Below are 22819 nucleotides of genomic sequence, written 5' to 3' on the forward strand. Positions count from 1 at the left end.
TTATTTTTGTTCTCTTTGCATAGCGGCGATTTTCCCGAATGGCCCGGTTAAAGCGGCAGAGAGTTCCTCAAAAAGGGGATGTAGTTGCTGATAGGTTTGGTGACGGTTTTGATTTGGAAGATACCGTTGTTTTTCTCCAAGCCTATCGCGGAAAGCATCAATCCGTTCAATTTTACCCATTGCCAGCAAAACGAGAATCGCCGCTCCCCAACTTGAACTTTGATGACTTTCTGGAACATTGACTTCAATTCCGAACACATCGGCTAAAATTTGACACCAAAGCGGTGATTGCGCAAACCCGCCCGAAGCGCGCAACGTATGGAAATCCCCTGTTAACTCTTGTAATGCTTGCCCGATTCGGTATAAACAAAAAATAACGCCTTCCATAATTGCCCGTGTAAAATGAGCGCGTTGATGATGTAACATCACCCCGAAAAAGGTTCCGCGCGCATCCGCGTTCCAAATGGGCGCCCGTTCGCCCGTTAAATAGGGTAAGCAGAGTAGTCCATCACTGCCAGGGGGAACGCTGGCGGCTTCTCTAGTTAATTGCTCAAGGGAGACACCCGTCGCTAACTGATCACGAAACCACTGCAACACGAGCCCTCCGTTATTTGTTGGTCCGCCAATTACCCAATGTTTATCTGTGAGCGCGTAGCAAAACGAGCGCATTTTCGGATCGATCAACGGTTGCCCAACGACAGCGCGGATCGCTCCGCTTGTACCAATTGTAATGGCTAGTTCGTCGGGTTCAATCGCGCCGATTCCTAGATTGGCTAAGCAACCATCGCTGGCGCCAATGATAAAAGGTGTATCGGGATGGAGTCCGAGCTGGCGAGCCCAATGTGGATTGAGTCCTCGTAACGGGTATGTTGTTGGAACAGCGATGGGCAATTGTTCTTTACGGATCCCAAGCCAATCCAAGATTTTGGCGTCCCAGTCTAAAGACTTAAGGTTAAACAAACCGCTTGCAGAAGCGATTGAATAGTCGGTCACATACCGACCAAACCATTGAAACAGCATATAATCTTTAAACGATACAAATTTTGCGGTCCGCTTGAATAAGGCGGGTTGGTTTTGCTTGTACCACAATAACTTACTTACAGGAGCCATCGGGTGAATAGGCGTTCCAGTTCGTTCGTATAAATGAAGCCCAAACTGCTGGCGAATCAGCGTTGCTTGTTCAGCGCTTCGATTATCCGCCCAGGTGATGACCTCTGTTAACGGTCGGTGTTGTTCGTCAATCAAAAGCAAGGAATGCATCGCCGCGCTGATCCCAACCCCAATGAAGTTGGATTGCTTGGATTCACGAACGACCTGCTGAATAGCGTGGACCGCGGCATTGAGCAGCATTCGCGGATTTTGTTCCGCATAGTCGGGTCGCGGAATCGTTAGCGTATATTGTTGTTGATGTTGGGCGATGACGTTCCCCTCCGTGTCAAAAACAACCGCTTTCGTGTTTGTTGTGCCGATATCTAGTCCGATTACATACATACGTTTCCCCCCCCCTTTTCTATTGTTTTCAATTATCTTTAGACTTTGCAATTTGGCGTTATTTACCCCCGCTTATCTTAGTAAGGCGCATTTAAATTTATCAAAATGGACTTTCCTTGAATAGTTATTATTACCATTTGGCATTCTAAGAAAAAAGCTTGGGAGGTCAAATGGATATGCGTAAATGGATGACAGGAATTTTAGCGGCATCGCTGCTTTCATTATCTCTTACCGCTTGTGGCGGAGGACAGCAAGGCGGTGACCAGCAGAAGCAGGAGGGGGCAAACCCGCCAGCGGCTGGAAATGTAAGAACAATTCGAGCGGGTATCGGCTTGAATGATCAACACCCGCAATTTAAAGGGTTGGAAAAGTTTAAGGAAATTGTGGAGCGTGACACAAACGGCTCGATCGTCGTTGAGAATTATCATAGCGGCCAACTGGGTGATGACCGCGCAATGATGGAAGCGTTGCAATTAGGGACGCAAGAGATGACGTGTCCGTCGACCGCTCCCATCGCTAACTTTGTGCCAGGATTCTCCGTATTTGATATTCCATTCTTATTTCCGAATGAAGAAGTAGCGGATCAGGTGCTACTGAAGGATCCCGTTGGACAAGAATTGTTGGACATGCTGCCTGAGCAAGGCATGGTGGGATTGGCTTATTGGGAAAATGGATTCCGCGACTTGACGAACAATAAGCATGAAGTAAAGACAGTAGCAGATTTTAAAGATTTAAAGATCCGCACGATGGAAAACAAATTGCACTTAGCCGCATTTCGCGCGTTAGGCGCGAATCCAACGCCAATGGCATTTAGTGAGTTGTTCACGGCGATGCAACAAGGTACTGTCAATGGACAAGAAAACCCAATCGCGACGATTTATCTACAAAAATATAACGAGGTGCAAAAATATTTATCCTTAACCCACCACGTTTACAGTCCGTTTGTTTTGCTATTAAGCAAGAAGTTTTGGGATGAATCGACACCTGAAGAGCAAGAGATTATGAAGAAGGCAGCCCAAGAAGCGGGTGATTACGAGCGTAAACTTGTTCGTGAAGCCAATGGGGAATATGTTGACGATCTGAAAGCGGCAGGGATGACGGTGACCGAAATCACGGAAGCAGATCGCGCAGAAATGAAAAAGGTTACAGATGCTGTGTTGCCCCAATTCGTTGACACAATTGGAAAAGATATTGTCGACAAAGTAACGACAGCTGTAGAAAATGCAAGTAAATAAGCTAGGTAACAACTGAGATGAAAGGGGGAAACAGATGAGGGAGGTATAATCTCGCGCTGTTTCCCACTTTTTCGTACACCGTTTCCTCATCTGAAAGGAGGATCAACCATGTCTTTGTTACGCGCGATCGACCGTTATTTTGAAGAATCAATTTGTATTGTGTTGTTTTCGGCGATGGTCATCTTAACTTTTAGCCAAGTTTTATCCCGATCCGTGTTTCATCTATCGCTTGGCTGGACGGAAGAAGTCTCCAGATTTATGTTCGTATGGTTGGTTTATATTTCCGCGGCAATGGCAGCTAAACATCGTCGTCATATTCGCGTTGAGTTGATTGATCAGTTTCTATCGCGACACTTGGCTAGGTGGGCGGGATTGTTTGCTGACTTGTTATGGATTGGCTATGCGCTGGTCGTCAGCTATCAAGGGTATCTCGCCGCCGTAAAAATTTGGGGACTTGGTCAGCTTTCGCCTGCCACGCAGCAACCGATGGGATTTGTTTACGCCATCGTCCCGTTAGGCTTCTTATTGATCGCCCTGCGAGTGGCTCAAGGAATTGCCGCCCGTTTTCGCGGTGAATATGAATTGTCAGAGGAAGAAAAATTACGTAGAGCGATTGAGGAGGGGTAACGATGTCGGCGCCAGCTATATTAGCTTTAACTTTAACGGCCAGTCTGCTCATCGGTGTGCCGATTGCCTTCTCCATTGGGATTGCGACATTGGTCACCTTATATTTTGGCGGTATTCCGATCGCCTTTCTTGCCCAGCAGTCGTTTACAGCGCTTGACTCTTTTCCGTTGATGGCGGTTCCTTACTTTATTTTAGCGGGAGCGTTAATGGAAACGGGGGGACTGTCGAGTCGGATTATTAATGTCGCCCAGGAAGCTATGGGAAATATTACCGGCGGTTTCGGGATTGTAACTATTTTGGCATGCGCCTTGTTCGCTGCGATTTCGGGATCTAGTCCGGCGACGGTCGCGGCAATTGGCTCGATAATGATTCCCGCGATGGTTGAGCGTGGTTATCATAAAGATTTTGCGGCCGCAGTAGCGGGTTCAGGCGGTGGACTGGGCATTGTCATTCCCCCTTCGATTCCGATGATTATATACGGGATCGTAGCGGGCGTGTCGATCGGGGATATGTTTTTGGCCGGGTTTTTCCCTGGGTTTATTTTGTCGGTCCTCATGATCGTCTGGATTTATATCACAGCTAAAAAGCGTGGCTACACGGGAACAGGCGAACCCTTTCAGTTGGGCCGATTTTTTAAATCGCTTTGGGATGCGAAGTGGGCTTTGCTTGCTCCCGTTATTATTTTAGGCGGAATATACAGTGGCTACTTCACACCAACCGAATCAGCGGTGATCGCTGTTGTCTATGGTCTGATCATCGGCCTGTTTGTTTACCGAGAACTGAAGTGGAGTCAGATTCCGCAGGCGTTAATTTCTTCTGCTCTTGTAACAGGTTCGGTTATGGTCATCTTGGGTACTGCGACAGCCTTTGGAAAGCTGGTCACGATGTATCAGATCCCAACTTTGTTGGCGAATGCGATGTTGAACATTTCAGAAAATCGGTTCATTTTGCTGACATTGATCGTGATTTTAATTTTATTTGTCGGAACTTTCATGGAAACACTATCGATTATTATCATCTTCGCCCCCTTATTTTTGCCGATTTTGATAAGGCTTGGGGTTGATCCGATTCATTTCGGGATTTTACTCGTCGTTGGGGCGGAAATTGGGATGATGACACCGCCGCTTGGCGTAAATCTATTTGTCGCTTCAGGAATTTCAGGCTTACCGATGGAACGGGTCGCTAAAGCTATTTTTCCCTTTGTGATTGTGTTGACGGGCGGCCTGTTGTTGATGACCTATGTCCCATGGATTTCGACGGTTGTGCCTGACACGGTGAAAGTTATTAAAGCCTACTTTGCGGCAAAAGGAGGAGCTTGATCGGTGAATCAACTCGACGTCGTTACATTCGGAGAAACGATGGTTCTATTAAATCCAGAAGAGATGTTGCCGTTGGAGTATGTTCATCGTTTTCAAAAGCAAATTGGCGGAGCGGAGTCAAATGTTGCGATCGGACTCTGTCGACTGGGCCATTCGGTCGGTTGGTTTAGTCGACTTGGAGATGATCCATTTGGACGGTTCGTGTTGAGATTTATACGCGGCGAAGGGGTCGATACATCGCGATGCTCATTTACGGATCAAGCGCCGCACTCCCTTTTATTTAAAGAGAAACTCTCCCCGACAAATATCAACGTGTACTATTACCGAAAGCAAGGCGCGACCAGTTTATTAACTCCAGACGATTTGGATGAGGAATACATTGCGGGGGCCAAGCTTTTGCATTTGACGGGAATAACGCCAGCCCTGAGCGCAAGCTGTCGAGAGACGGTGTTTGCCGCAATTGAAATGGCTAAGTGTCATGGAGTGAAAATTGTGTTCGATCCGAATTTACGCTTGAAATTATGGTCAGAACAGGAAGCAAAAACGACGTTGTTGGCAATTGCGGAACAGGCAGATTATATTTTGCCTGGATTGGACGAAGGTCAGTTTCTAACAGGGGAGCAAATGCCTGAAAAGGTGGCTGCGGCGCTGCGACAAAAGGATCCAATGAAGACAGTGATTATTAAGCTTGGCAGTAAAGGATCGTTTTACCAAGATCAAACGGGCAGCAACTACGTAAGCGGATTTCCCGCTCCGCAAGTGGTTGATCCGATTGGAGCTGGCGATGGCTTTGCCGCTGGTGTGATCAGTGGGATCTTACGCGGTGAATCATGGGAGCAAGCTTTGCGCAGAGGAAACGCGGTTGGAGCAATCGTCGTTGGAGCAAATGGCGACGTGGAAGGATTGCCAACGGAATCCGTCGTGGAACAGATGTTACGAGGAGAACATGCCACCCAAGATGTCAAACGATAGAAGGGGGATGAAAGGCAATGGACAAGTTAGCGAACTTGCAGAGATTAATCGATTCGGGATTCGTTGCCGTGGTTCGTCGGCCTGGCGCCGATCAAATTGACGCCATAGCGGAAGCGTTAGTTGCGGGCGGTGTCGGGGCCTTGGAAATCACTGTCGACACACCGAATGTGTGGGCCATGATTGCCCGCATTAAACATCAGTTTGGGCAGCGGGTGTTGGTTGGAGCGGGCACGGTGTTAGACGCGCCTACGGCTAAAACGGCGATTGAAATGGGAGCCGATTTTATATTTGCGCCGGTTTGGGATGAGGAAACGATTCAGCTTACAAATCGTTACGGAAAGATTTCAATTCCTGGGGTAATGACGCCGACGGAAATTGTAAAAGCTTATCAGGCAGGGGCTGATTTGTTGAAGATTTTCCCCGGCCGTTCGCTAGGTGTTGATTATATTAAAGAATTGCGCGGTCCTTTAGGACATATTCCAATGATGCCAACGGGGGGAATCACTCTCGAAAATGTCGCGAAGTTCATTCAAAATGGAGCTGTTGCTGTCGGCGTCGGTGGGGCGTTACTCGATCAGCAGTTGATCGAGGCGGGTCGTTATGATGAATTAGAGGCATTGGCCCGTCAGTTTTCCACGGCGATCCAAGCGGCGAGAAGGGAGGAGCAAAGATGAAAATAACAAAGTTTGAAACGTTCATTGTTCCGCCTCGCTGGCTATTTTTAAAAATTGAAACGGATGAAGGGATTGTTGGCTGGGGTGAGCCCATTATTGAGGGACGAGCCGCTACCGTTGAAGCGGCAGTCCATGAATTAAGCGACTACCTGATTGGGAAGGATCCGTTGCGGATTGAAGATCATTGGCAAACGTTGTACCGTAGCGGTTTTTACCGCGGGGGCCCAATTTTAATGAGCGCGATTGCGGGCATCGATCAAGCCCTGTGGGATATTAAAGGTAAGTTCCATAACGCTCCGATCTATCAATTGTTAGGCGGAGCTTGCCGTGATTCGATTCGTGTTTACTCGTGGATTGGCGGAGATCGCCCGAACGATGTGGGGACGGCAGCTAAAGAGGCTCAGCAAGCTGGTTTTTCAGCGGTAAAAATGAATGCGAGCGAGGAGCTGCAATACGTTGATTCATACGCAAAAGTGGACCAGGTTGTGGAACGAATCAGCGCGGTTCGCGAAGCAGTTGGGGCGGATTTTGGGATCGGAATCGATTTTCACGGACGGGTCCATAAACCGATGGCAAAAATCCTTGCAAAAGAGTTAGAGCCGTTTCGTCCAATGTTCATCGAGGAACCCGTGTTAGCGGAAAATAATGAAGCGTTGCGCGAGATTGCTCAGCATACGCATATTCCAATCGCGACGGGGGAGCGAATGTTTTCGCGTTGGGAATTCAAACCGCTGTTGCAGGATGGCTATGTTGATATTATTCAACCTGATTTATCGCATGCGGGCGGAATTACGGAATGCAAAAAGATTGCAGCCATGGCGGAAGCGTATGATGTTGCTGTCGCGTTTCATTGTCCACTCGGGCCTATTGCCCTCGCTGCTTGTTTGCAAGTCGACGCAACCGCGCATAACGCGTTTATTCAAGAGCAAAGTTTGGGGATCCACTATAACGAGGGCAGCGATCTGCTGGATTATGTCGTTGATCGGTCTGTTTTCGATTATGAACAAGGCTTTGTTCGCATCCCACAAGGACCCGGCTTGGGAGTCGAGATCGATGAGGAACATGTTCGGAAAATGGCGAAGCAAGGTCACAAATGGAAAAACCCCGTTTGGAGACACGCGGATGGATCGGTTGCTGAATGGTAAAAAGGGAGGTATTGGTGGATTGATGGGATCATGGAAAGTCGTTGTAACCGATTTTGATTATGCTGATGTACACCCGGAGGAAGAGGTACTTGACCGTCTAGGGATTACCTTGATAAAAGCGCAATGTCGCTCGGAAGCGGACGTGATTGAAATATGCAAAGACGCCGATGGGGTTCTGACGCAATACGCCCCGTTTACGCGGGAAGTGATCGAGCAGTTAGATAAGTGTAAAGTGATTTCTCGCTATGGAATCGGCGTCGATACCGTTGATTTGGCGGCCGCAACGGAAAAAGGGATTATCGTTAGTAATGTAACTGATTACTGTATCGATGAAGTATCCGATCATGCGATGGCTTTTTTATTGGCATGCGCTCGTAAAACTGTTGTGTATAATCAAGCAGTCAAACAAGGCGTTTGGGATTATAAAGTCGGGATGCCGATGTTTCGCTTGCGCGGTAGGGCGCTCGGGTTAGTAGGACTTGGTAGAATTCCACAACAAGTCGCTAGAAAAGCGCAAGCTTTTGGCATGAGGGTGATCGCTTATGATCCGTATTTGCCAGAGCATGTCGCGCGCGATTTGAATGTGGAGCTGGTCGATCTGAACACGCTTTGCGAGCAGGCCGATTTTATTTCCATCCATACACCGCTGACGGAAGCGACGCGAGGCTTCATTGGACCTGAACAATTCCGACGAATGAAACCGGAGGCGGTGATCATCAATACCGCTCGTGGACCGATCATTAATGAGCAAGCAATGATCAACGCTTTAGAAAGCGGAGCGATCGCTGGGGCGGGGTTGGACGTATTGGAGCAAGAACCAATTCCCGCGGATCATCCGTTTATGAAGATGGACCAGGTGATCTTGAACCCGCACGCTGCCTGGCATTCCAATGAAGCGCAGGAAGAATTAAAGCGCAAAGTAGCGGAAAACGTCGTGGACGTTTTGTCAGGTTACTGGCCGCGTTATCTCGTCAATCGAGAGGTACGAGAGAAAGTGAAATTGAAGGAGAAAAGCCCAACATCGGAGTAGATACGATGTTGGGCTTTTTGGATTTGTGGTGGCCGCGATGGGCGGTCAGAATCGCGCTTTGATCCGGAGTCTCATGACGCGCGCTCACGTTTATTTGAAAGCATCGGGTTCTGATCGACACCATCACGACGCGCTACCGCTACTTTTTCAAGGAATCGCGTCTTGATCAAGCAACCATTTTTGCTAGGTCAAAAAAATTCAGCTCCAGGTCACAAAAAGTAGCGTTAGCTCACAAAAATCGCGCGGCTGGTCACGAAATTTTTCCTCTTGCTCACATCGAGGGAATCAATACAAATAGGGGCTGCTTAAATTTCGACCTCAACGCTGTCAATACGAATCCTTTCAACCTTAGAAATATCAATCGGCTCGGGTGAAGTGAATTTTACGATTACTTGATCCTTTTCAGTAAAGCTGATCATTGAGTCAAAGGCTAAAAGACTGCCATCGGTCATTTTTGCTTCCACTGTTATTGTGTCATCTTTATCAAATTTACCATTTCCATATAAACTAACACCAAGCGGCGAAACGGTGATTTGATGCGCGGTCCAGGTTCTAAATTCCCGTTGAAAGTCTTTGGACCACTCATTTCCAACGGATTTGATCTTAAATGTGGTGTTCCAGTTTCCTCTACTGTTGTTACCATTAAAATAGAAGTTGCCCATAAGCGAAAACTGATTTAGATCGAGATGCTCGATATTAAAAACATATTCGTTATACTCATTTCCGTAACCGGTTTTTCCAACTGGATCAAGTCCAAAACTAACACTTGATGAGTAGATTTTATTACCCAAGTCATCGGTAAGATAAAAATGACCGTGACTATCAATATCATTTCCCGTCCATTTTACTTGAATATGAAGACGATTATCGATGATTCCGAGATTAGATATGCGCATAAAGTCTATTTCTGGAAGAGTCCACTTAATCTCACCAGGTTTCAAAACTTGGACAGTTCCCTGTCTCTTTAATTCATTATACAATTCGCCACCTCCGCCAGGAATATTGTCCATGTCTAGAGGAATCGTTTCAACGTTTTTCGCTTCTACCTCTGTCCAATTGGCATCGACCCGAATATCTTCAAATTTTTGTTTGTGACTTAGAAAAGTTTGCGCTTGAAAGCGCGCTTTTTTATTGTTGAGATCTTTTCCTCCGTTAGCTTGAATCCGTAATGTAGCCGTTTTCGTTGTTTCATCATAATCAACTATTTGGCTATTGAACATGGATGCCCCGATTAATGAGTAATCATAGAGATCAAGTGTTTCATCGATTCGGTCTCCGACAAGATCCTGCATCGTCACGTAAATAACAGCCATTTCATTATCATTCATTGCAGCAATGACATCCATTTTAATACCATCATCCTCACTGCTCGCTTCGATAGGGTGAAGATAGAGCGCTATTTGTGGACTAACAAAGGATAATAAATGATTAAAAGCGGGTATGGTTGCGGCCCCAACGCCAATTGTAAGCGCGAGAAATAAAGAGGCTGCCAATGGAAATGTTACCATTTTCTTAAATCTCATTCTTGGTTGCTCCTTATTAGCCAACTTCACGCCAAGGCGCACTTTACTGTGTAATTCTTTCGGGATCTTTATTTTCTCTAGCTCCTGTTTTAGTTTATTCATGTGAGTTAACCTCCTTCAAGTCCTTTCGCAATTTTGCTAAGGCTCGGTATAGAATTGATTTTGCAGTCCCAAGCGGTATGTCCAATGCTTCGGCTATTTCCTTGAATGTGTGATCGTGATAAAACCTTAGTAGTACCACGCTTTTTTCATCCTCGCGCAACGTGTCAATTAGTTCTTGCAAGGTAAGGGAAAGTGGAATGTCTTCATCCTCTGAACTGATCATTTGTTCAATTTCAGGTTTAAGATGGACCACTTTTTGGTTTCTTCGAACAGTATTAATTGCGCAATTTATTGTAATACGGATAAGCCACGTTTTTAGATACTCTGGATTTTTCAACGATCGGATCTTTTTAAAAGACTGATAAGCGACATCCTGCGCAATATCTAAGGCATCATCTTCATTTTTTACATAGATAAAAGCTGTTCGGTAAACTTCAATCTCATACATTTGAAAAAGCTTTAGAAAGGCTTTGGCGTCCCCCTTTTGGGATTTTTCCACTAAACGAATCATTGTATTTCACCCCTCTCTTTGCGCGATTCACATCTATTAGACAAACGAATGCATCATTTGGCTTAAGATAGATTTTAAAAATAGCTCTAAGTGTATACTTTTATCACTGCTCATCCGTTGTATAAGTGTAGGGAGGAAGAACGATGAAAAAAGAAGATGCGCTTGCCTCCTACTTGCTCAACTTAGGAGAGGAAGTGTTACGGTTATTGCAAATGAGAGGATCCAGAAAAGAAGATGCGGAGGATATCATTCAAAATACGTTTTACAAAGTGTATACATTGTTGGATGAGTTGACGGAGGTGAACATCCGACCTTGGTTTTTTAGAGTGGCGCTGAACGAGCATATCGATTTCATGAGAAAAAAGGAGCAGCAGAACATTTACATTACGGATGAAATGTTCGCGATGTTGCAACATACGGATCGCGCGTTTGACGCTTTTTTAAATAAGGACGAGATTGTCTATCTTTTAAAGGATATCAAACAAGAGCACAAAGAAATTTTCTTTTTGAAGTATTATTACGATCTTTCGTATGAAGAGATTGCCACGATGCTGGATATAAAAGTAAACAATGTGAAACAAAGATTGTACCGGGCGCGGCAATCCATTCGATCAACCATAGGAGGGAGAACATAGATGGAAACATCATCGTTGAAAAGCGCGTTAAAGAAAGCCAAGCGAAAACAATTACTAAAAACGATCATTATCTCGACATTGGTTGTACTAATTTCAATCCCAGTTCTTTATAAAACGGGGAATCATTTTGCGGCAAAAGGTTCCGCGAAACTTCATAATAAACTTTTTTTGTATCATCAAATTGCCCAGCCGAACGTTAACATTGATTCTCAAGTGACCAGTAGTTCCTCCACGTTTGGCGGCAACATCACAACGAATCGATCTAAAAATATTAATGGCTACATCGTCCCGTGGAGTACGTTGACAAGTCCATACGATTGGATTCGAAGTAGTATTGATTTTAACGAAATAATTCCAAGTTTATATTGGTCGGATACACAATATTATGAGTACGATAAACAAACAAAGAATAAATCAGCGACCTTTTATCATCCTGAAAACGAAAAATATTCTTCGATTCCAAATGAATTAGCGGGGGTTACCCAACTCGACAATCATGTCGCAGAGGTGGCGATTTCCTTCGATCAGCCGTACACGTTTCAAGAAATTCAGGCGCAAATTCCCAACAACTTAAACACCGTTTGGCTGTATTTAACATCGGAAATGAGAGATGAAAAAATGGGACCTGTGGGTATGCCTGTTTATGGATTTAATCCGGGAGATGAGCCGGACGAGGCGTATGGAAGTTTTGTGAAGGCGTTGCAGCAATATGATCCGAAGGGTCATATTGAAGGGATTCAACAATTTTTAGAAATGAACAAAGACAAATCATTCGATGAGGTAAAAGTGTTAGGGATGATGCTGACGGGTCAAACGCAAAATTTCAAAGCGTTAGAAAATCAGGATTTCATCCGCGCCGCCTCTGTCGGAGCTACCGCCCCGATTGTTCCGTATATCGAGCCAGAGAAATAAAACAAACAAGGGTTGCCCGCCGAGGACAACCCTTGTTCTTGTTCCTATATTAAGCTTCTGTTTTTTCCGGCCGATTCAAAAGGGTAAGGATAAAGAAGAAGACGTAGCTGAGCAGCAAGATCACCCCGCCGCCGATGTAGACGATTAATTCTACCGCTTTCGGTATTTCAAACGGTTTGACCATAAATAGCCACATGCCAATCGTAAGGCCGCTCGAACCGATGATCGCGCTCCAAAAATGAAGTTTGATAAGCATCGTTTCGGTCGTTTGGAAAACTTTATAATAGACAGCCCAGGCGAACAAGCTTAACCAACCGACAACGAGAATATGAGCGTGGACAGGTCGGAACGCATAGGAACCTGAGCCCGCCATATGAGCGCCTAAAATGGCCCCGATCAACCCGAACAGCGCCGAAAATCGTAGTAAAGTTTGACTGTAATGATTCATCAAATATGTCCTCCGTTTACATTATTAATATAAACAATGTTTCTACTATCAATATACTGTATATATGTGAACGGAAGATGAATTCAATGTTTTTAAATGTGCTGCAAATCTTCTTTTGGCTCAATTGGTAACTCAACGATAAAGGTTGTTCCCTCTTTTTCCTTACTGGTTACCTGAATCTGCCCATTATGTAGCTGAACGATCGTGGCGACGATGGATAGCCCTAATCCAGTCCCTTCCATTGTTCGTGTCCGAGAACTGTCTGCGCGATAAAAGCGTTCAAAGATGCGTTCCAATTCCGTTTGCGAGAGTCCAATTCCCGTATCTTCAACTTTAATCGAAACCGTTGTTGCTGTTTTGTGAATGGAAACGTCCATGCTGCCATCCGCCTGATTATATTTGATCGCATTTGTTAGTAGGTTGTCCCAAACCGTATTGAGTAACGATGGATCCCCATAGATTTCGGTGTCGGGTAACGAGTAGCTAAGCATGATCCCTTTTTCGCTAATCAGCCATTGATAGCTACGAATCAACTCTTTCCATTGGTCACTCACATTAAAATGCGTTTTTCTAAGAATATCTTCATTCCGATCCAAAGAAGCGAGCAACAACAGTTGTTTCGTTAATGTAGATAGACGTTGAATTTCAGCGTTTGTAATCGCCACGTACTGACTTCTTTCTTTTCCGACCACCGTTTCTTTCTCTAAAAGGTTTACATACCCTTTTATATTGGATAGCGGAGATTGAATATCATGAGAGATGTTTGAGATGAATTCCTTTCGCATGTCTTCTATTTGTTCCAGTTTGTTGGCCATTCTCAAAAAGCTTTGGGCTAGCTCGCCCAATTCATCTTGTCTCGCGATATCAAGTTCAACTTGGAAGTCGCCGCGGGATAAATGGGTCGTCGCTTTGGTAAGTTTGGCGATGGGATTGACAAGAAATTTGGCGCTGATGACAACCATCAGGATGCTTAGCGTGGTTGAGAAGATGATCAGTAAGCCAAACAAGCTGCGCATTTCACGAAATAGAAATTCGATACTCGGTCTTAAAAAGAGGGCGTACTGCTGGCCATGGAACGTTAAGGGGACACCGATTGTATTGCGCAATTCATTCGCAAAAAAGCCGGTAACGAATGTCTCCTGCGGAAAATGGAGAATGCCGTGATAAATGTCTCCGTTCAATACGCGCTTTTCAATCGAGACAGGCAACGACTTGTCGCGAAAGGGCCCACCGAAAAAAAGGGAATCTCCCGATTCCTGGACCAAGTGAAGCTGGTAGCCAACAGCAGCTAGGCTATGTAGGTAGGCTTCAAGGTCAAGATCGGGATTCTGTTCAATAAACGAAACAACCTGTAACGCCAGCTCGGTGTTTTTTTGGTCGTTTTCAGGCTTCAGTTGGTGTTGGTAATAGGCGTTCGCCAGCATAAAAGAGAGCAGCCCGCTGGCAATCATGATCCCAAAGGTGACGATCATAAACTTACCGTAAAGCGATCTCATCCGCGTTTTTCCTCTAACGCATAGCCGACCCCACGCACCGTTTTCAATTCGAAATCATCGGTTAATTTGGAAAAGCGTTCTCGTAATCGTTTAACGTGGACATCAACGGTCCGCTCATTTCCTTCGTAATCGAGTCCCCAGATCTGTTCGATAAGTTGTTCTCTTGAAAATACTTGCATCGGATGGGTCGCTAAAAAATACAATAATTCAAACTCCTTTAAAGGAAGTAAAAAAGTGCGGTCATCAATTTGAACTTCATAGCTTCGCTTATTAATTGTTGTCGTTCCAAGGCGGGCGATCGTATCATCTGTTTGTTTTTGATAGCGGCGTAATAACGCTTCAAGACGAAAGATGAGTTCGCGCGGTTCAAATGGTTTTACTAAATAATCATCGGTGCCGGATAGAAACCCGCGTTCTTTGTCCTCTATTTGATCTTTGGCGGTTAGCAAAATGATTGGGATGTCGTATTGTTGACGGATCTTTTTTGTTAAAGCGTACCCATCAAGGTAGGGCATCATCACATCGACGACCGCTGCGTCACATGATTCCTTTTCAAGCAGGGCTAAAGCGTCCATCCCATTTTTAGCTTGGAGGACGGCGTAACCGGCCTCCGTTAAATGGATGTTAAGTAGATTTAAAATATGGATATCGTCATCGATCGTTAAAATCTTGATCATACCATTTCTCCCTCATAGATTTAAGCATTTATGCTTGTGTCGCTTGGGGGCGCGGTTTTTCGTTTGGTAAATAAGCTTCGCGTCCATTCGCTGAATCGATCTGAATAGACATACATCACAGGGATGAGGACTAACGTGATTAATGTTGAAAATGTGAGCCCAAATACAATCACAATTCCGAGCGATTGTTGCATTTCAGCGCCTTCTCCAATCCCCAAAGCGAGCGGCAACATGCCCAATACGGTCGTAAAGGTGGTCATAAAAATAGGGCGCAATCGACGCGCGCTTCCCGTGACGAGAGCTTCGTCCCGCGGCATACCGCGCTCTCTAAGTTTGTTAATGTAGTCAATCATAATGATCGCGTTGTTAACCGCGATCCCGACAAGCATAATTAAACCGATCAAAGCCGGGGCATTCAGTGATTGACGCGTAATAAACAACCCAGCAACCATTCCGATGATTGTGGCGGGCATACTGAACATAATAATAAACGGATAGAGAAACGAGTTAAATTGAACAGCCATGACCGCATATACCAAAACAATCGATAAAGCGAGGGCGAATACTAACTCGCCGATGGCCATGCCATGCTCTAAACTTCCCCCTTCTAAGGAAATCGTATACCCTTCTGGGGTGTGGATCAAGTCTAACGTTTGTTCGATTTCTCGTGTTACGGAACGCAAATCTCTGCCGACAATACTCCCTGTAAGTTCAACGCCTCTTTCCATATTTTCACGTGTGATCGTGTTCGCGCCATCGACCATCTTTATTTCCGCAAGAACAGCTAAAGGAACCGTTGCTCCGTTTGGTGTCATCATCGGTAATTGTCGCAAAGACTCGTAATCGGATCGATAGGACTCAGGGATCGTCACAGAAACATCAATCTCTTGATTATTCAATCTCAACGTTGTTGCTGTTTGTCCGCGAATCCCTGCCCGAGCGTTCTGCATAATATCGGCGATCGGCATTTGATAACGAGCGGCTGCCTCCCGATCAATCTGAATTCGCAATTCAGGTCTCGTATCGCCCATTGAGTTTTCTAAATTCGTAATCCCAGGAATCGTTTCGAGGATTGTTTCCATCTCTTTCGAAATCTCGTGTAACGTATCTGTGTCTGGACCCGCTATTTTCAAAGCGACATCCGGTGTGCCGGTCGTGCTGTCTTGCGCGATGGTGTTTAACTTTAAATCGGGAAATTGAGTTGCGAACTGATTGACCTGCGCAATGAGTTCATCTGTCGACACATTCCTTTTGGTAGTCGTACTGAGCTGGACGAATAAGTTTCCTGTGTTCGTTCGGTCGCCATCTCGATCGCTTTTACTTCCAACCGTTGACGCCACGAGTTCAACGGCGTCCTTTTCTAGTAAAAATTGTTCAAGGGACGATAGAACCTGGTACGTTTCCTCCAGATGGGTTCCTTCAGGCAATGTTGCGATGATTTGCAGTTCTCCTTGATCCAATCCCGGCAGCAAATCCATCTCTAATAATGGGATCAGAGTCAGACTGATGATCAGGAGACCAGCCGTTAAGGATAACGTTGTCTTTTTTCGACGAAGCGACCAGCGCAACAGACGTTGATACGTTTTTTCCGCAACGTTTCCGATTTTCGCTGTAAGTTCAAGTCGTTTACTTTCTTTTGAACGAGTCTCCTCTATCTTTAACAAGCGCCCCGCCAACATCGGCACAAGTGATATGGAGACGATTAACGAGGCAATCAGGGCAAAGCTGATCGTGAACGCTAACGGTCTAAAAAGTTGTCCGACAACCCCTTGGGTAAAGGCGATGGGCAGAAAGGCGACGACTGTCGTGAGAGCGGAAGCGAACACAGCTCCGCCTACTTCTTTTGCTCCGATGATCGAAGCTTCGAGCGGTTCATGACCGAGCTGGCGATATCTAAAAATGTTTTCCAAGATGACGATGGAGCTATCGACCATCATCCCCACGCCGAGGGCCAGTCCGCTCATCGTTAATAGATTGACAGTCGACCCAGAGAGATACATCATAATGAAGGCCGAGATGACTGAAATCGGAATGGATAAAATAATGACAAAGGTGCTGCGCAAGTTACGTAAAAACACCCACAATATAATCGATGCGAGTAGACTACCGATGATCAAGTTTTTAATCACATCGTCGACAGCTGTTCGAATAAATACGGAACTATCAGATATCACGGTTAATTTGGCGTCATCAGGCAACAACAAGTTAAGTTGCTCGACCTGTTGAGTGACCGCTTCAGCTGTTTGGACTGTGTTTGCGTCCCCTTGCTTCATAACCGAAATACGCGCCGCTGGAATTCCGTTAACATAGGAAAATGTCTCCTGCTCTGTAAAAGTGTCTTTCACGGTGGCCAAATCGGACAAGTGAATGGTTCGTCCCGAGCGGAGCGTAATCAGGAGTTGTTCTATCTCTTCCAATCGCTCATATTCGCCAAGTAAGCGGATATTCATATCTTGCGAGCCGCGCGTCATGCTGCCCGCGGACATACTCTGATTGTTGGCCGATATTGCTCGCGAAACGTCATTGATACTTAAACCGTATGCGGTGAGCATCCCAGGATCAACTTCGATTTGAATCTCTTTGCTTGTCGTTCCATTAACGTCAATTTGCGCAACCCCGTTAACCCTTTCAAGTTGCGGTTGAATCACATCTTCTACTAAGTCGGTTAATCGCGCTAATGATACATCACCGGATAAGCTCAACTGGACGATCGGTTGGGCATTCGGATCTATGTTTAAAACGTTCGGCGGTTCGAGGTCCGATGGAATGACGTGTCTATTTTTATCTAATGTCTCTCGAACTTCATCCAATGCTTCCTCAATGTCCGTGGAAGCGTCAAAAACTAGCAATAACACGGACTGATTGCTGCGGGAAGAAGATTGTAATGTATCTAGTTGGTTTACCCCGCTTAATACCCTTTCCAATGGTTTAGTGACAACATTCTCCACTTCCTCTGGGGCGGCTCCTGGGTAAGAGGCGCTTACAACAACAACGGGGATGTTAAACCTCGGAAACAATTCAACAGCAATGTTCCTTAGTGACATCAAGCCGACAAAAATAATAAGAACCACACAGATGATGACAGCGACAGGTCTTTTGACTGATAAATCAATCAGTTTCATCGGCAATCACCTCCGTGACCTCAACAAGCGCTCCGTCTTTGAGTGTTAGATGCCCTTTGACAACGATATTCTCGCCGCTATTTAATCCATCCTGAATATGAGCCCATTGTTCATTTTCCTTACCGACGGTAACGGATCGTCGTTCCGCTCGCATATCTTCATTAATGACGAAAACATAATGTTCTTGATTAACGAACAGGAGAGCTTCGTTTGGAATGAGAATCCCTTCTTCGCCGCTAACTTGTTTCGCCAGAGTTAATTCAGCGACCATCCCTGGTTTTACTTTTGCAGAGGGGGCCTTTAGTTCCACTTCAATCGGATAAACGTTGGCTTGCGGATCGGTAACCGCGCTGATAAAGGTTAATTTCCCTTGTACATCTTCTCCGATAGATTTTATCGCCGCGCTTACTGCTTGGTTGAGTTCAAGTTCGGCTAATACCTTTTCAGTTACAGACGTTTTGATAAGCAGCGGATTCGTCTGAACGAGTGTCAGCAGCGGGGTTTGCGGGGAAGCCATTTCCCCGCTTTCTAGGGCAATATTCGTCACTTTACCGGCAAATGGCGCTGTTATCGCCGCTTGCTTCATTTGGTCCTTTACTAATTCAATCGTTAGTTGCGCTTGCGTAACGGAAGATTCGGCGGCTTTGATCCCTTCTGTCCGATTCGCGTTCGCCACTGCTTTTTCCGCTGCTTGAATCGCTGCTTGAGCTTTTTGGCGGGTAAGTTGTTGTTGTTGCAATGAAGCTTGGGCTTTTTGTAGGGCGTCCTCCGCCTGTTCTAGTTCAATTTTAGGAATCGCTCCTTGTTCATGTAACATGGCAGCCCGTTGATGATTCGTTTCCGCTATTTGTAAAGCGGTCATCGCGTTTGAATCGGCTATGCCTGTCTCTTGGTAGGCAAATTGAGTGTTTTGTAGATTAAGTTGGGCTTGGTCAATTTCCTTCTGTCGGTTTAGTTTCGCGTTTTCTACATTGACTTGCGCCGTTCGCAATGATACTTCCGCCTGTTTCAATTGGTTGCGTAGATCGGTTTGATCAAGCGTAGCAAGTAGCTGTCCCGCCTCAACGTGTTGCCCTTTTCGAACATGAATCGCTTCAATTTTTGCGGAAACATTCGCTGAAAGTTGAATTTCCTTGCTAACAGCTACTTCTCCCGTTAGTTTTTGCGTATCTTGTAATAAACCGCTTTGGGCTTGTTTAATATAGACGGGAAAGGTTTGTTCCGTGTCGGTGACGGCGGCCTCTTTGCCGCACGCGGAGAGGAATGCAGCAACGATGATTATCATAAAAAAGTATGTATAAGACTGCTTGGTCAAGGTGGTTTCCTCCTTCATATTTCGATACGATCCCTTTTATTGTTCATCTTCCCATTGTTATATGAACGGGCCGTGAACCAATTGCATGAACCGTAAAAATTGAGGTAACATAAGAAACGAGAATGGAAGAGATCGGAGTCAATGTATAGATGGAAAAATTACAACAGTTAATTACAGAGCTGATCGAGCAGGCGGAATTGTTTCAGGCTACGTTAAGCAATCCGCGCAAAAAGGATTCTTATACAAAGGTAGAGGTCAAGCCAGTTGAATTAAAAGATGGCCTCTACTATCAATTTAGTTACCATTACGCAAACAAAGTCATCCATGATAATTTGCTTCCGAACGGAACGATTGGACAGGTAATGGAATTAGTTCAAACGAAATTTAGACAAGTATACATTCAAGCGGCGAAGTCGGATTATCAAGTGTTGATTAGCAAGAAATTTAAGGTGACGATTTTAAATAAAAAGCCGACAAGGCAACAAGCGGATCTTACGCACAATCGGAAGAAGAACTACTTAATCGAAGAAGGAAGACCGGTCCCTTTTTTGCAGGAACTTGGCGTGATGAATGCGCAGGGGAAAGTGTTCGCGAGGCGGTTTGATAAATTTCGTCAGATCAATCGTTTTGTGGAGATGATTCGAGATATCGTTCCTCATTTAAAAAAGCAACGACAAATAAATATCGTTGATTTTGGCTGCGGAAAATCGTATCTAACGTTTGCCCTTTATCATTACTTGCATCATTTAGAAGGATTGGATATTCGCGTGATCGGTCTCGACTTAAAGGAAGATGTGATTCGCCATTGTGATGCCTTAGCGCAAAAGTTAGGATACGAGCAATTGAAGTTCCAAGTCGGCGATATTAACGAGTTCGAGGGGCTCGATCAAGTCGATATGGTTGTTACGTTGCATGCATGCGACACGGCGACAGACGCCGCTTTGGAAAAGGCGGTCCGTTGGGACGCGGATGTGATTCTTTCGGTACCCTGTTGTCAGCATGAATTAATGAGGCAGGTAGAAAACGAGACGATGGCCCCGATGTTGAAACACGGGATTATAAAAGAACGGTTTTCTGCATTAGCAACGGATAGTATTCGCGCGCAGTTACTGGAGATTGTCGGTTATCGAACTCAGTTGTTAGAATTTATTGATCTGGAACACACACCTAAAAATTTATTGATTCGAGCAGTCAAAGGGAACACGGCTGAAGATCGTTTGCAATCAATGAAGGAATACAAGGCGTTTAAAACGTTTATGCGGGTCGATCCATTTTTGGAACATGCCCTGGAAGATGTATTAGAGCCGATGTTTCATGAACGTGTATAAAAAGGAAAGAGTGGGGTCATAATAGGATTAAATCTCCTTTACCTTTGTTCTCCCCTATCTTATAGTGATCTTAAAGGAAGGCTTACGCTTTCTTTTAGGATCACTTTTTTTTGAACCTTTTATTACATTGACAATCAGAACATTTTAATCTACATTGAGTGAGAGTCATTTAAAGCGGTCTTTCATGGAACCGATTGCTCCTCCCATAGCAACGGTCCGTGAGCGGAAGGATGATAAAAAATATAGAGTTTTACCACGGGAAATGAGGGAGGAATGGATTATGAAATTAAAAGATATCGATGCGATTGACGCGCAAATTTTACGGCTCTTGTCAAAAAATGGACGAATGAGCAATGCTGAAATTGGCAGAGTTGTGGACCTATCGAGGGCAGCTGTAAGAGAGAGAGTAAATTCCCTCGTTGAAAATGAAATCATTGAACGGTTCACGATTGTAGTCGATCCGCGTAAGGCCGGCACACAGCTGTCTGTCTACTTTGACATTGAAGTTGAGTGGATGAAGTTGGAATCCGTTGTCGAAGCCTTGGTTGCTTACGATGAAATAACGAATGTTTATCAGATGAGCGGATCACTGCATCTACATTCTCATGCTATGTTGGACGATACCGAACATGTTGAGGAGTTCATTTTAAAATTGTATGCGATTGACGGGATTAAAGATATTACGAGTGAAATGTTGCTACGTCGCTTCAAAGAAGAACGTTCCATCTTAATTTAATGAGTTAACAGGATTAGGCTTCCTCCTAAAGAGCAATTGACTCCGTGAGGAAGCTTTTTTGTTTCTACTTGGAAAAGGTACGGATATCCTCATAACTCGACTGAAAAAGGGAGAAATGCTCTCACCTTTGTCGAATCTTCGGTGACGAAAGTCAAATTCCAACAAATTACCCCCCTTTGCAGAGCTTGTCCATCCCTGTAAAATAAAGGTAATCAGAAACGAAGCAACGTGGCTAACCCGGGAACGGCCCACTGTCAGTCATCTAAAACATGATGGGAGTGTTGAATCAATGTTAAATGTTACGGTCGGATTTGTATTCACTCAAGTGATGTTTAGTGACAATCAGGGAAAACTGCAATTTCATCGTGTCCTGACAGACGTGGAGAAGCCTTGGAATAGTATTTTTGAGTTGCTTGAATTAATTTGCAATGCGTTACGCTCAGATGGCCAACAACAATCGGTTTATTCTTTAATGAATAGACTTCAAATTCAAGTCCAATATAAAACAGTTCACTTTGATCGCTTGCTAGGCTCGTTACAGGAGGCTTTGTCAGTCGCTTACGAAAATAGTCAGGTTACGATTCATAACAGTCGCGGCGAAGCGTTGACCCCAATCAAACCGATTGATAATCATGCCGTCGATTGGATTGAAGCGGAGGAACAACAGGAGCAACCGAAGCGCCCCGTGTTAGTGGCGGAACAAGTAACTTGCGCTGTCACGCAATTACAACCATTCCAACAGCAAGCAATCGCGTTATTTGGAAATGTAAGTGGGGATAATACAGGTAGACAGCAATTAGTGAATGGTCTGCTAAGGACGCATCGACACCCACCGGCATTTATTACGCGGAGTCATCGGGCGGATCAGGTTGTATGGGGAGGATTCGAGCGCGGGGATCCTTCCTTGGCGTGTTAATTCGTGACGCGCATCTTACTATGTCGATCGTCCTGGTTTTTGTATCTGTGTAAAATTTTGTTGAACGAATAAAGACCTATCGGGCTCTTTTACCGCATATGATACATACTATAGACCATATAAAAAAATAAAAGGAGCTGAAGTGGATGAAAATGAAATGTGAAAATTGCTGCAGTATCTTCAAGATCAAGGCTCATTGCCCAACATGCGGGAGTCAACGAGTCAAAAGGATCATCATTGTGAACGAGAAAAATAATAAATAAGCGAACCATCTTTTTTTTATTTCTCCACTGTTCTGATATCCACCCACTCTGTACGTGTCATTCATCGGCGCGCATACGGTCTAACGTTGCGCCAAAGGGGTCATAAATAGACCCCAATAAGCAAGGAAAACGTTCATGAAATGTGATGATCGCCTGTGACCGATTTCTAAATCGAAGTTAGATCATAAGGCGTGAAAGATATTGAATTTGGGCAGATTAGCTTTAACCCCTACTTTTTCATATTTACTTTTCAAATGAGTTAGGAGCAGCAGAATGCTCCTCTTTTTTTTCCTCTGCTTGGTACATTGTTGGATTGGGTGTATATCTCACTTAGGAAATAAG

Annotated in this window: 20 protein-coding genes; 12 read left to right on the forward strand and 8 right to left on the reverse strand. The window is 44.9% G+C overall.

What is annotated here, in order from left to right:
* A complete protein-coding gene (locus BEP19_RS13480; RefSeq protein ID WP_120190433.1) occupies window positions 1–1491 on the reverse strand; it encodes a gluconokinase in 1491 nt (496 codons plus the stop codon).
* A 176-nt stretch (window positions 1492–1667) separates the two neighbouring features.
* Here BEP19_RS13480 and BEP19_RS13485 point away from each other — a divergent pair, with 176 nt between their 5' ends.
* The 7 genes from BEP19_RS13485 to BEP19_RS13515 all read left to right on the forward strand — a co-directional run bounded on the left by BEP19_RS13485 (window position 1668) and on the right by BEP19_RS13515 (window position 8493).
* Window positions 1668–2726 (forward strand): TRAP transporter substrate-binding protein, encoded by a 1059-nt coding sequence (locus BEP19_RS13485; RefSeq protein ID WP_120190434.1) that lies wholly within the window; start codon window positions 1668–1670, stop codon window positions 2724–2726.
* A gap of 108 nt (window positions 2727–2834) precedes the next feature.
* Entirely contained in the window at window positions 2835–3353 is a 519-nt protein-coding gene (locus tag BEP19_RS13490; RefSeq protein ID WP_120190435.1) for a TRAP transporter small permease, read from the forward strand.
* A 2-nt stretch (window positions 3354–3355) separates the two neighbouring features.
* Entirely contained in the window at window positions 3356–4672 is a 1317-nt protein-coding gene (locus BEP19_RS13495) for a TRAP transporter large permease (RefSeq protein WP_120190436.1), read from the forward strand.
* A 3-nt stretch (window positions 4673–4675) separates the two neighbouring features.
* On the forward strand, window positions 4676–5644 hold the full coding sequence (locus tag BEP19_RS13500; RefSeq protein ID WP_120190437.1) for a sugar kinase: 969 nt from the start codon (window positions 4676–4678) through the stop codon (window positions 5642–5644).
* A 17-nt stretch (window positions 5645–5661) separates the two neighbouring features.
* A complete protein-coding gene (locus BEP19_RS13505) occupies window positions 5662–6318 on the forward strand; it encodes a bifunctional 4-hydroxy-2-oxoglutarate aldolase/2-dehydro-3-deoxy-phosphogluconate aldolase (protein WP_120190438.1) in 657 nt (218 codons plus the stop codon).
* The gene (dgoD, locus tag BEP19_RS13510; protein ID WP_120190439.1) at window positions 6315–7463 is read left to right on the forward strand and encodes a galactonate dehydratase; all 1149 of its coding nucleotides are present in this window, start codon (window positions 6315–6317) and stop codon (window positions 7461–7463) included. The genes BEP19_RS13505 and dgoD overlap by 4 nt, the downstream gene beginning before the upstream one ends.
* Before the next feature lie 22 nt (window positions 7464–7485).
* Window positions 7486–8493, forward strand: coding sequence for a C-terminal binding protein (locus BEP19_RS13515; RefSeq protein ID WP_120190710.1), 1008 nt, complete (start codon window positions 7486–7488; stop codon window positions 8491–8493).
* A gap of 305 nt (window positions 8494–8798) precedes the next feature.
* On the opposite strand, the gene BEP19_RS13520 is transcribed toward BEP19_RS13515, so the two are convergent.
* Together BEP19_RS13520 and BEP19_RS13525 are read right to left on the reverse strand one after the other, a co-directional pair.
* Window positions 8799–10118: a DUF4179 domain-containing protein gene (locus BEP19_RS13520; protein ID WP_120190440.1), complete on the reverse strand. Its 1320-nt coding sequence runs from the start codon at window positions 10116–10118 to the stop codon at window positions 8799–8801.
* Window positions 10111–10629, reverse strand: a complete 519-nt coding sequence (locus tag BEP19_RS13525) for a sigma-70 family RNA polymerase sigma factor (RefSeq protein WP_120190441.1) — start codon at window positions 10627–10629, stop codon at window positions 10111–10113. Before BEP19_RS13525 ends, BEP19_RS13520 begins: the two co-directional genes overlap by 8 nt.
* Window positions 10630–10772: 143 nt before the next feature.
* Here BEP19_RS13525 and BEP19_RS13530 point away from each other — a divergent pair, with 143 nt between their 5' ends.
* Together BEP19_RS13530 and BEP19_RS13535 are read left to right on the forward strand one after the other, a co-directional pair.
* A complete protein-coding gene (locus BEP19_RS13530; protein ID WP_120190442.1) occupies window positions 10773–11264 on the forward strand; it encodes an RNA polymerase sigma factor in 492 nt (163 codons plus the stop codon).
* A complete protein-coding gene (locus BEP19_RS13535; protein ID WP_120190443.1) occupies window positions 11265–12176 on the forward strand; it encodes a sigma factor regulator N-terminal domain-containing protein in 912 nt (303 codons plus the stop codon).
* 49 nt (window positions 12177–12225) lie between these two features.
* Here the strand turns inward: BEP19_RS13535 and BEP19_RS13540 are convergent, their stop codons facing one another.
* From BEP19_RS13540 to BEP19_RS13560, 5 genes are all read right to left on the reverse strand, one after another.
* Window positions 12226–12624 carry a hypothetical protein gene (locus BEP19_RS13540; protein ID WP_120190444.1) on the reverse strand — a complete coding sequence of 133 codons (399 nt, stop codon included), beginning with the start codon at window positions 12622–12624 and terminating at the stop codon, window positions 12226–12228.
* A 92-nt stretch (window positions 12625–12716) separates the two neighbouring features.
* Window positions 12717–14120 (reverse strand): sensor histidine kinase, encoded by a 1404-nt coding sequence (locus tag BEP19_RS13545; RefSeq protein WP_120190445.1) that lies wholly within the window; start codon window positions 14118–14120, stop codon window positions 12717–12719.
* Entirely contained in the window at window positions 14117–14797 is a 681-nt protein-coding gene (locus BEP19_RS13550) for a response regulator transcription factor (protein WP_120190446.1), read from the reverse strand. The genes BEP19_RS13545 and BEP19_RS13550 overlap by 4 nt, the downstream gene beginning before the upstream one ends.
* A gap of 20 nt (window positions 14798–14817) precedes the next feature.
* A complete protein-coding gene (locus BEP19_RS13555) occupies window positions 14818–17919 on the reverse strand; it encodes an efflux RND transporter permease subunit (protein ID WP_120190447.1) in 3102 nt (1033 codons plus the stop codon).
* A complete protein-coding gene (locus tag BEP19_RS13560) occupies window positions 17906–19234 on the reverse strand; it encodes an efflux RND transporter periplasmic adaptor subunit (RefSeq protein WP_170145373.1) in 1329 nt (442 codons plus the stop codon). Before BEP19_RS13560 ends, BEP19_RS13555 begins: the two co-directional genes overlap by 14 nt.
* A 149-nt stretch (window positions 19235–19383) precedes the next feature.
* Between BEP19_RS13560 and BEP19_RS13565 the strand changes: the two genes are divergently transcribed.
* The 3 genes from BEP19_RS13565 to BEP19_RS13575 all read left to right on the forward strand — a co-directional run bounded on the left by BEP19_RS13565 (window position 19384) and on the right by BEP19_RS13575 (window position 22214).
* Window positions 19384–20562, forward strand: coding sequence for a class I SAM-dependent methyltransferase (locus tag BEP19_RS13565; protein WP_120190449.1), 1179 nt, complete (start codon window positions 19384–19386; stop codon window positions 20560–20562).
* Between the two features lie 280 nt (window positions 20563–20842).
* Window positions 20843–21298 (forward strand): Lrp/AsnC family transcriptional regulator, encoded by a 456-nt coding sequence (locus BEP19_RS13570; RefSeq protein WP_120190450.1) that lies wholly within the window; start codon window positions 20843–20845, stop codon window positions 21296–21298.
* 289 nt (window positions 21299–21587) lie between these two features.
* A complete protein-coding gene (locus BEP19_RS13575; RefSeq protein ID WP_120190451.1) occupies window positions 21588–22214 on the forward strand; it encodes a hypothetical protein in 627 nt (208 codons plus the stop codon).
* Window positions 22215–22819 lie beyond the last annotated feature (605 nt).

It is taken from the genome of Ammoniphilus oxalaticus (assembly GCF_003609605.1).
GTDB lineage: Bacteria > Bacillota > Bacilli > Aneurinibacillales > RAOX-1 > Ammoniphilus > Ammoniphilus oxalaticus.

Bases quoted from the DNA above. Each gene is read 5' to 3' on its own strand.
- BEP19_RS13480 (WP_120190433.1), bottom strand. From the start codon at position 1,491: ATGTATGTAATCGGACTAGATATCGGCACAACAAACACGAAAGCGGTT.
- BEP19_RS13485 (WP_120190434.1), top strand. From the start codon at position 1,668: ATGCGTAAATGGATGACAGGAATTTTAGCGGCATCGCTGCTTTCATTA.
- BEP19_RS13490 (WP_120190435.1), top strand. From the start codon at position 2,835: ATGTCTTTGTTACGCGCGATCGACCGTTATTTTGAAGAATCAATTTGT.
- BEP19_RS13495 (WP_120190436.1), top strand. From the start codon at position 3,356: ATGTCGGCGCCAGCTATATTAGCTTTAACTTTAACGGCCAGTCTGCTC.
- BEP19_RS13505 (WP_120190438.1), top strand. From the start codon at position 5,662: ATGGACAAGTTAGCGAACTTGCAGAGATTAATCGATTCGGGATTCGTT.
- dgoD (WP_120190439.1), top strand. From the start codon at position 6,315: ATGAAAATAACAAAGTTTGAAACGTTCATTGTTCCGCCTCGCTGGCTA.
- BEP19_RS13515 (WP_120190710.1), top strand. From the start codon at position 7,486: ATGGGATCATGGAAAGTCGTTGTAACCGATTTTGATTATGCTGATGTA.
- BEP19_RS13520 (WP_120190440.1), bottom strand. From the start codon at position 10,118: ATGAATAAACTAAAACAGGAGCTAGAGAAAATAAAGATCCCGAAAGAA.
- BEP19_RS13525 (WP_120190441.1), bottom strand. From the start codon at position 10,629: ATGATTCGTTTAGTGGAAAAATCCCAAAAGGGGGACGCCAAAGCCTTT.
- BEP19_RS13530 (WP_120190442.1), top strand. From the start codon at position 10,773: ATGAAAAAAGAAGATGCGCTTGCCTCCTACTTGCTCAACTTAGGAGAG.
- BEP19_RS13535 (WP_120190443.1), top strand. From the start codon at position 11,265: ATGGAAACATCATCGTTGAAAAGCGCGTTAAAGAAAGCCAAGCGAAAA.
- BEP19_RS13540 (WP_120190444.1), bottom strand. From the start codon at position 12,624: ATGAATCATTACAGTCAAACTTTACTACGATTTTCGGCGCTGTTCGGG.
- BEP19_RS13545 (WP_120190445.1), bottom strand. From the start codon at position 14,120: ATGAGATCGCTTTACGGTAAGTTTATGATCGTCACCTTTGGGATCATG.
- BEP19_RS13550 (WP_120190446.1), bottom strand. From the start codon at position 14,797: ATGATCAAGATTTTAACGATCGATGACGATATCCATATTTTAAATCTA.
- BEP19_RS13555 (WP_120190447.1), bottom strand. From the start codon at position 17,919: ATGAAACTGATTGATTTATCAGTCAAAAGACCTGTCGCTGTCATCATC.
- BEP19_RS13565 (WP_120190449.1), top strand. From the start codon at position 19,384: ATGGAAAAATTACAACAGTTAATTACAGAGCTGATCGAGCAGGCGGAA.
- BEP19_RS13570 (WP_120190450.1), top strand. From the start codon at position 20,843: ATGAAATTAAAAGATATCGATGCGATTGACGCGCAAATTTTACGGCTC.
- BEP19_RS13575 (WP_120190451.1), top strand. From the start codon at position 21,588: ATGTTAAATGTTACGGTCGGATTTGTATTCACTCAAGTGATGTTTAGT.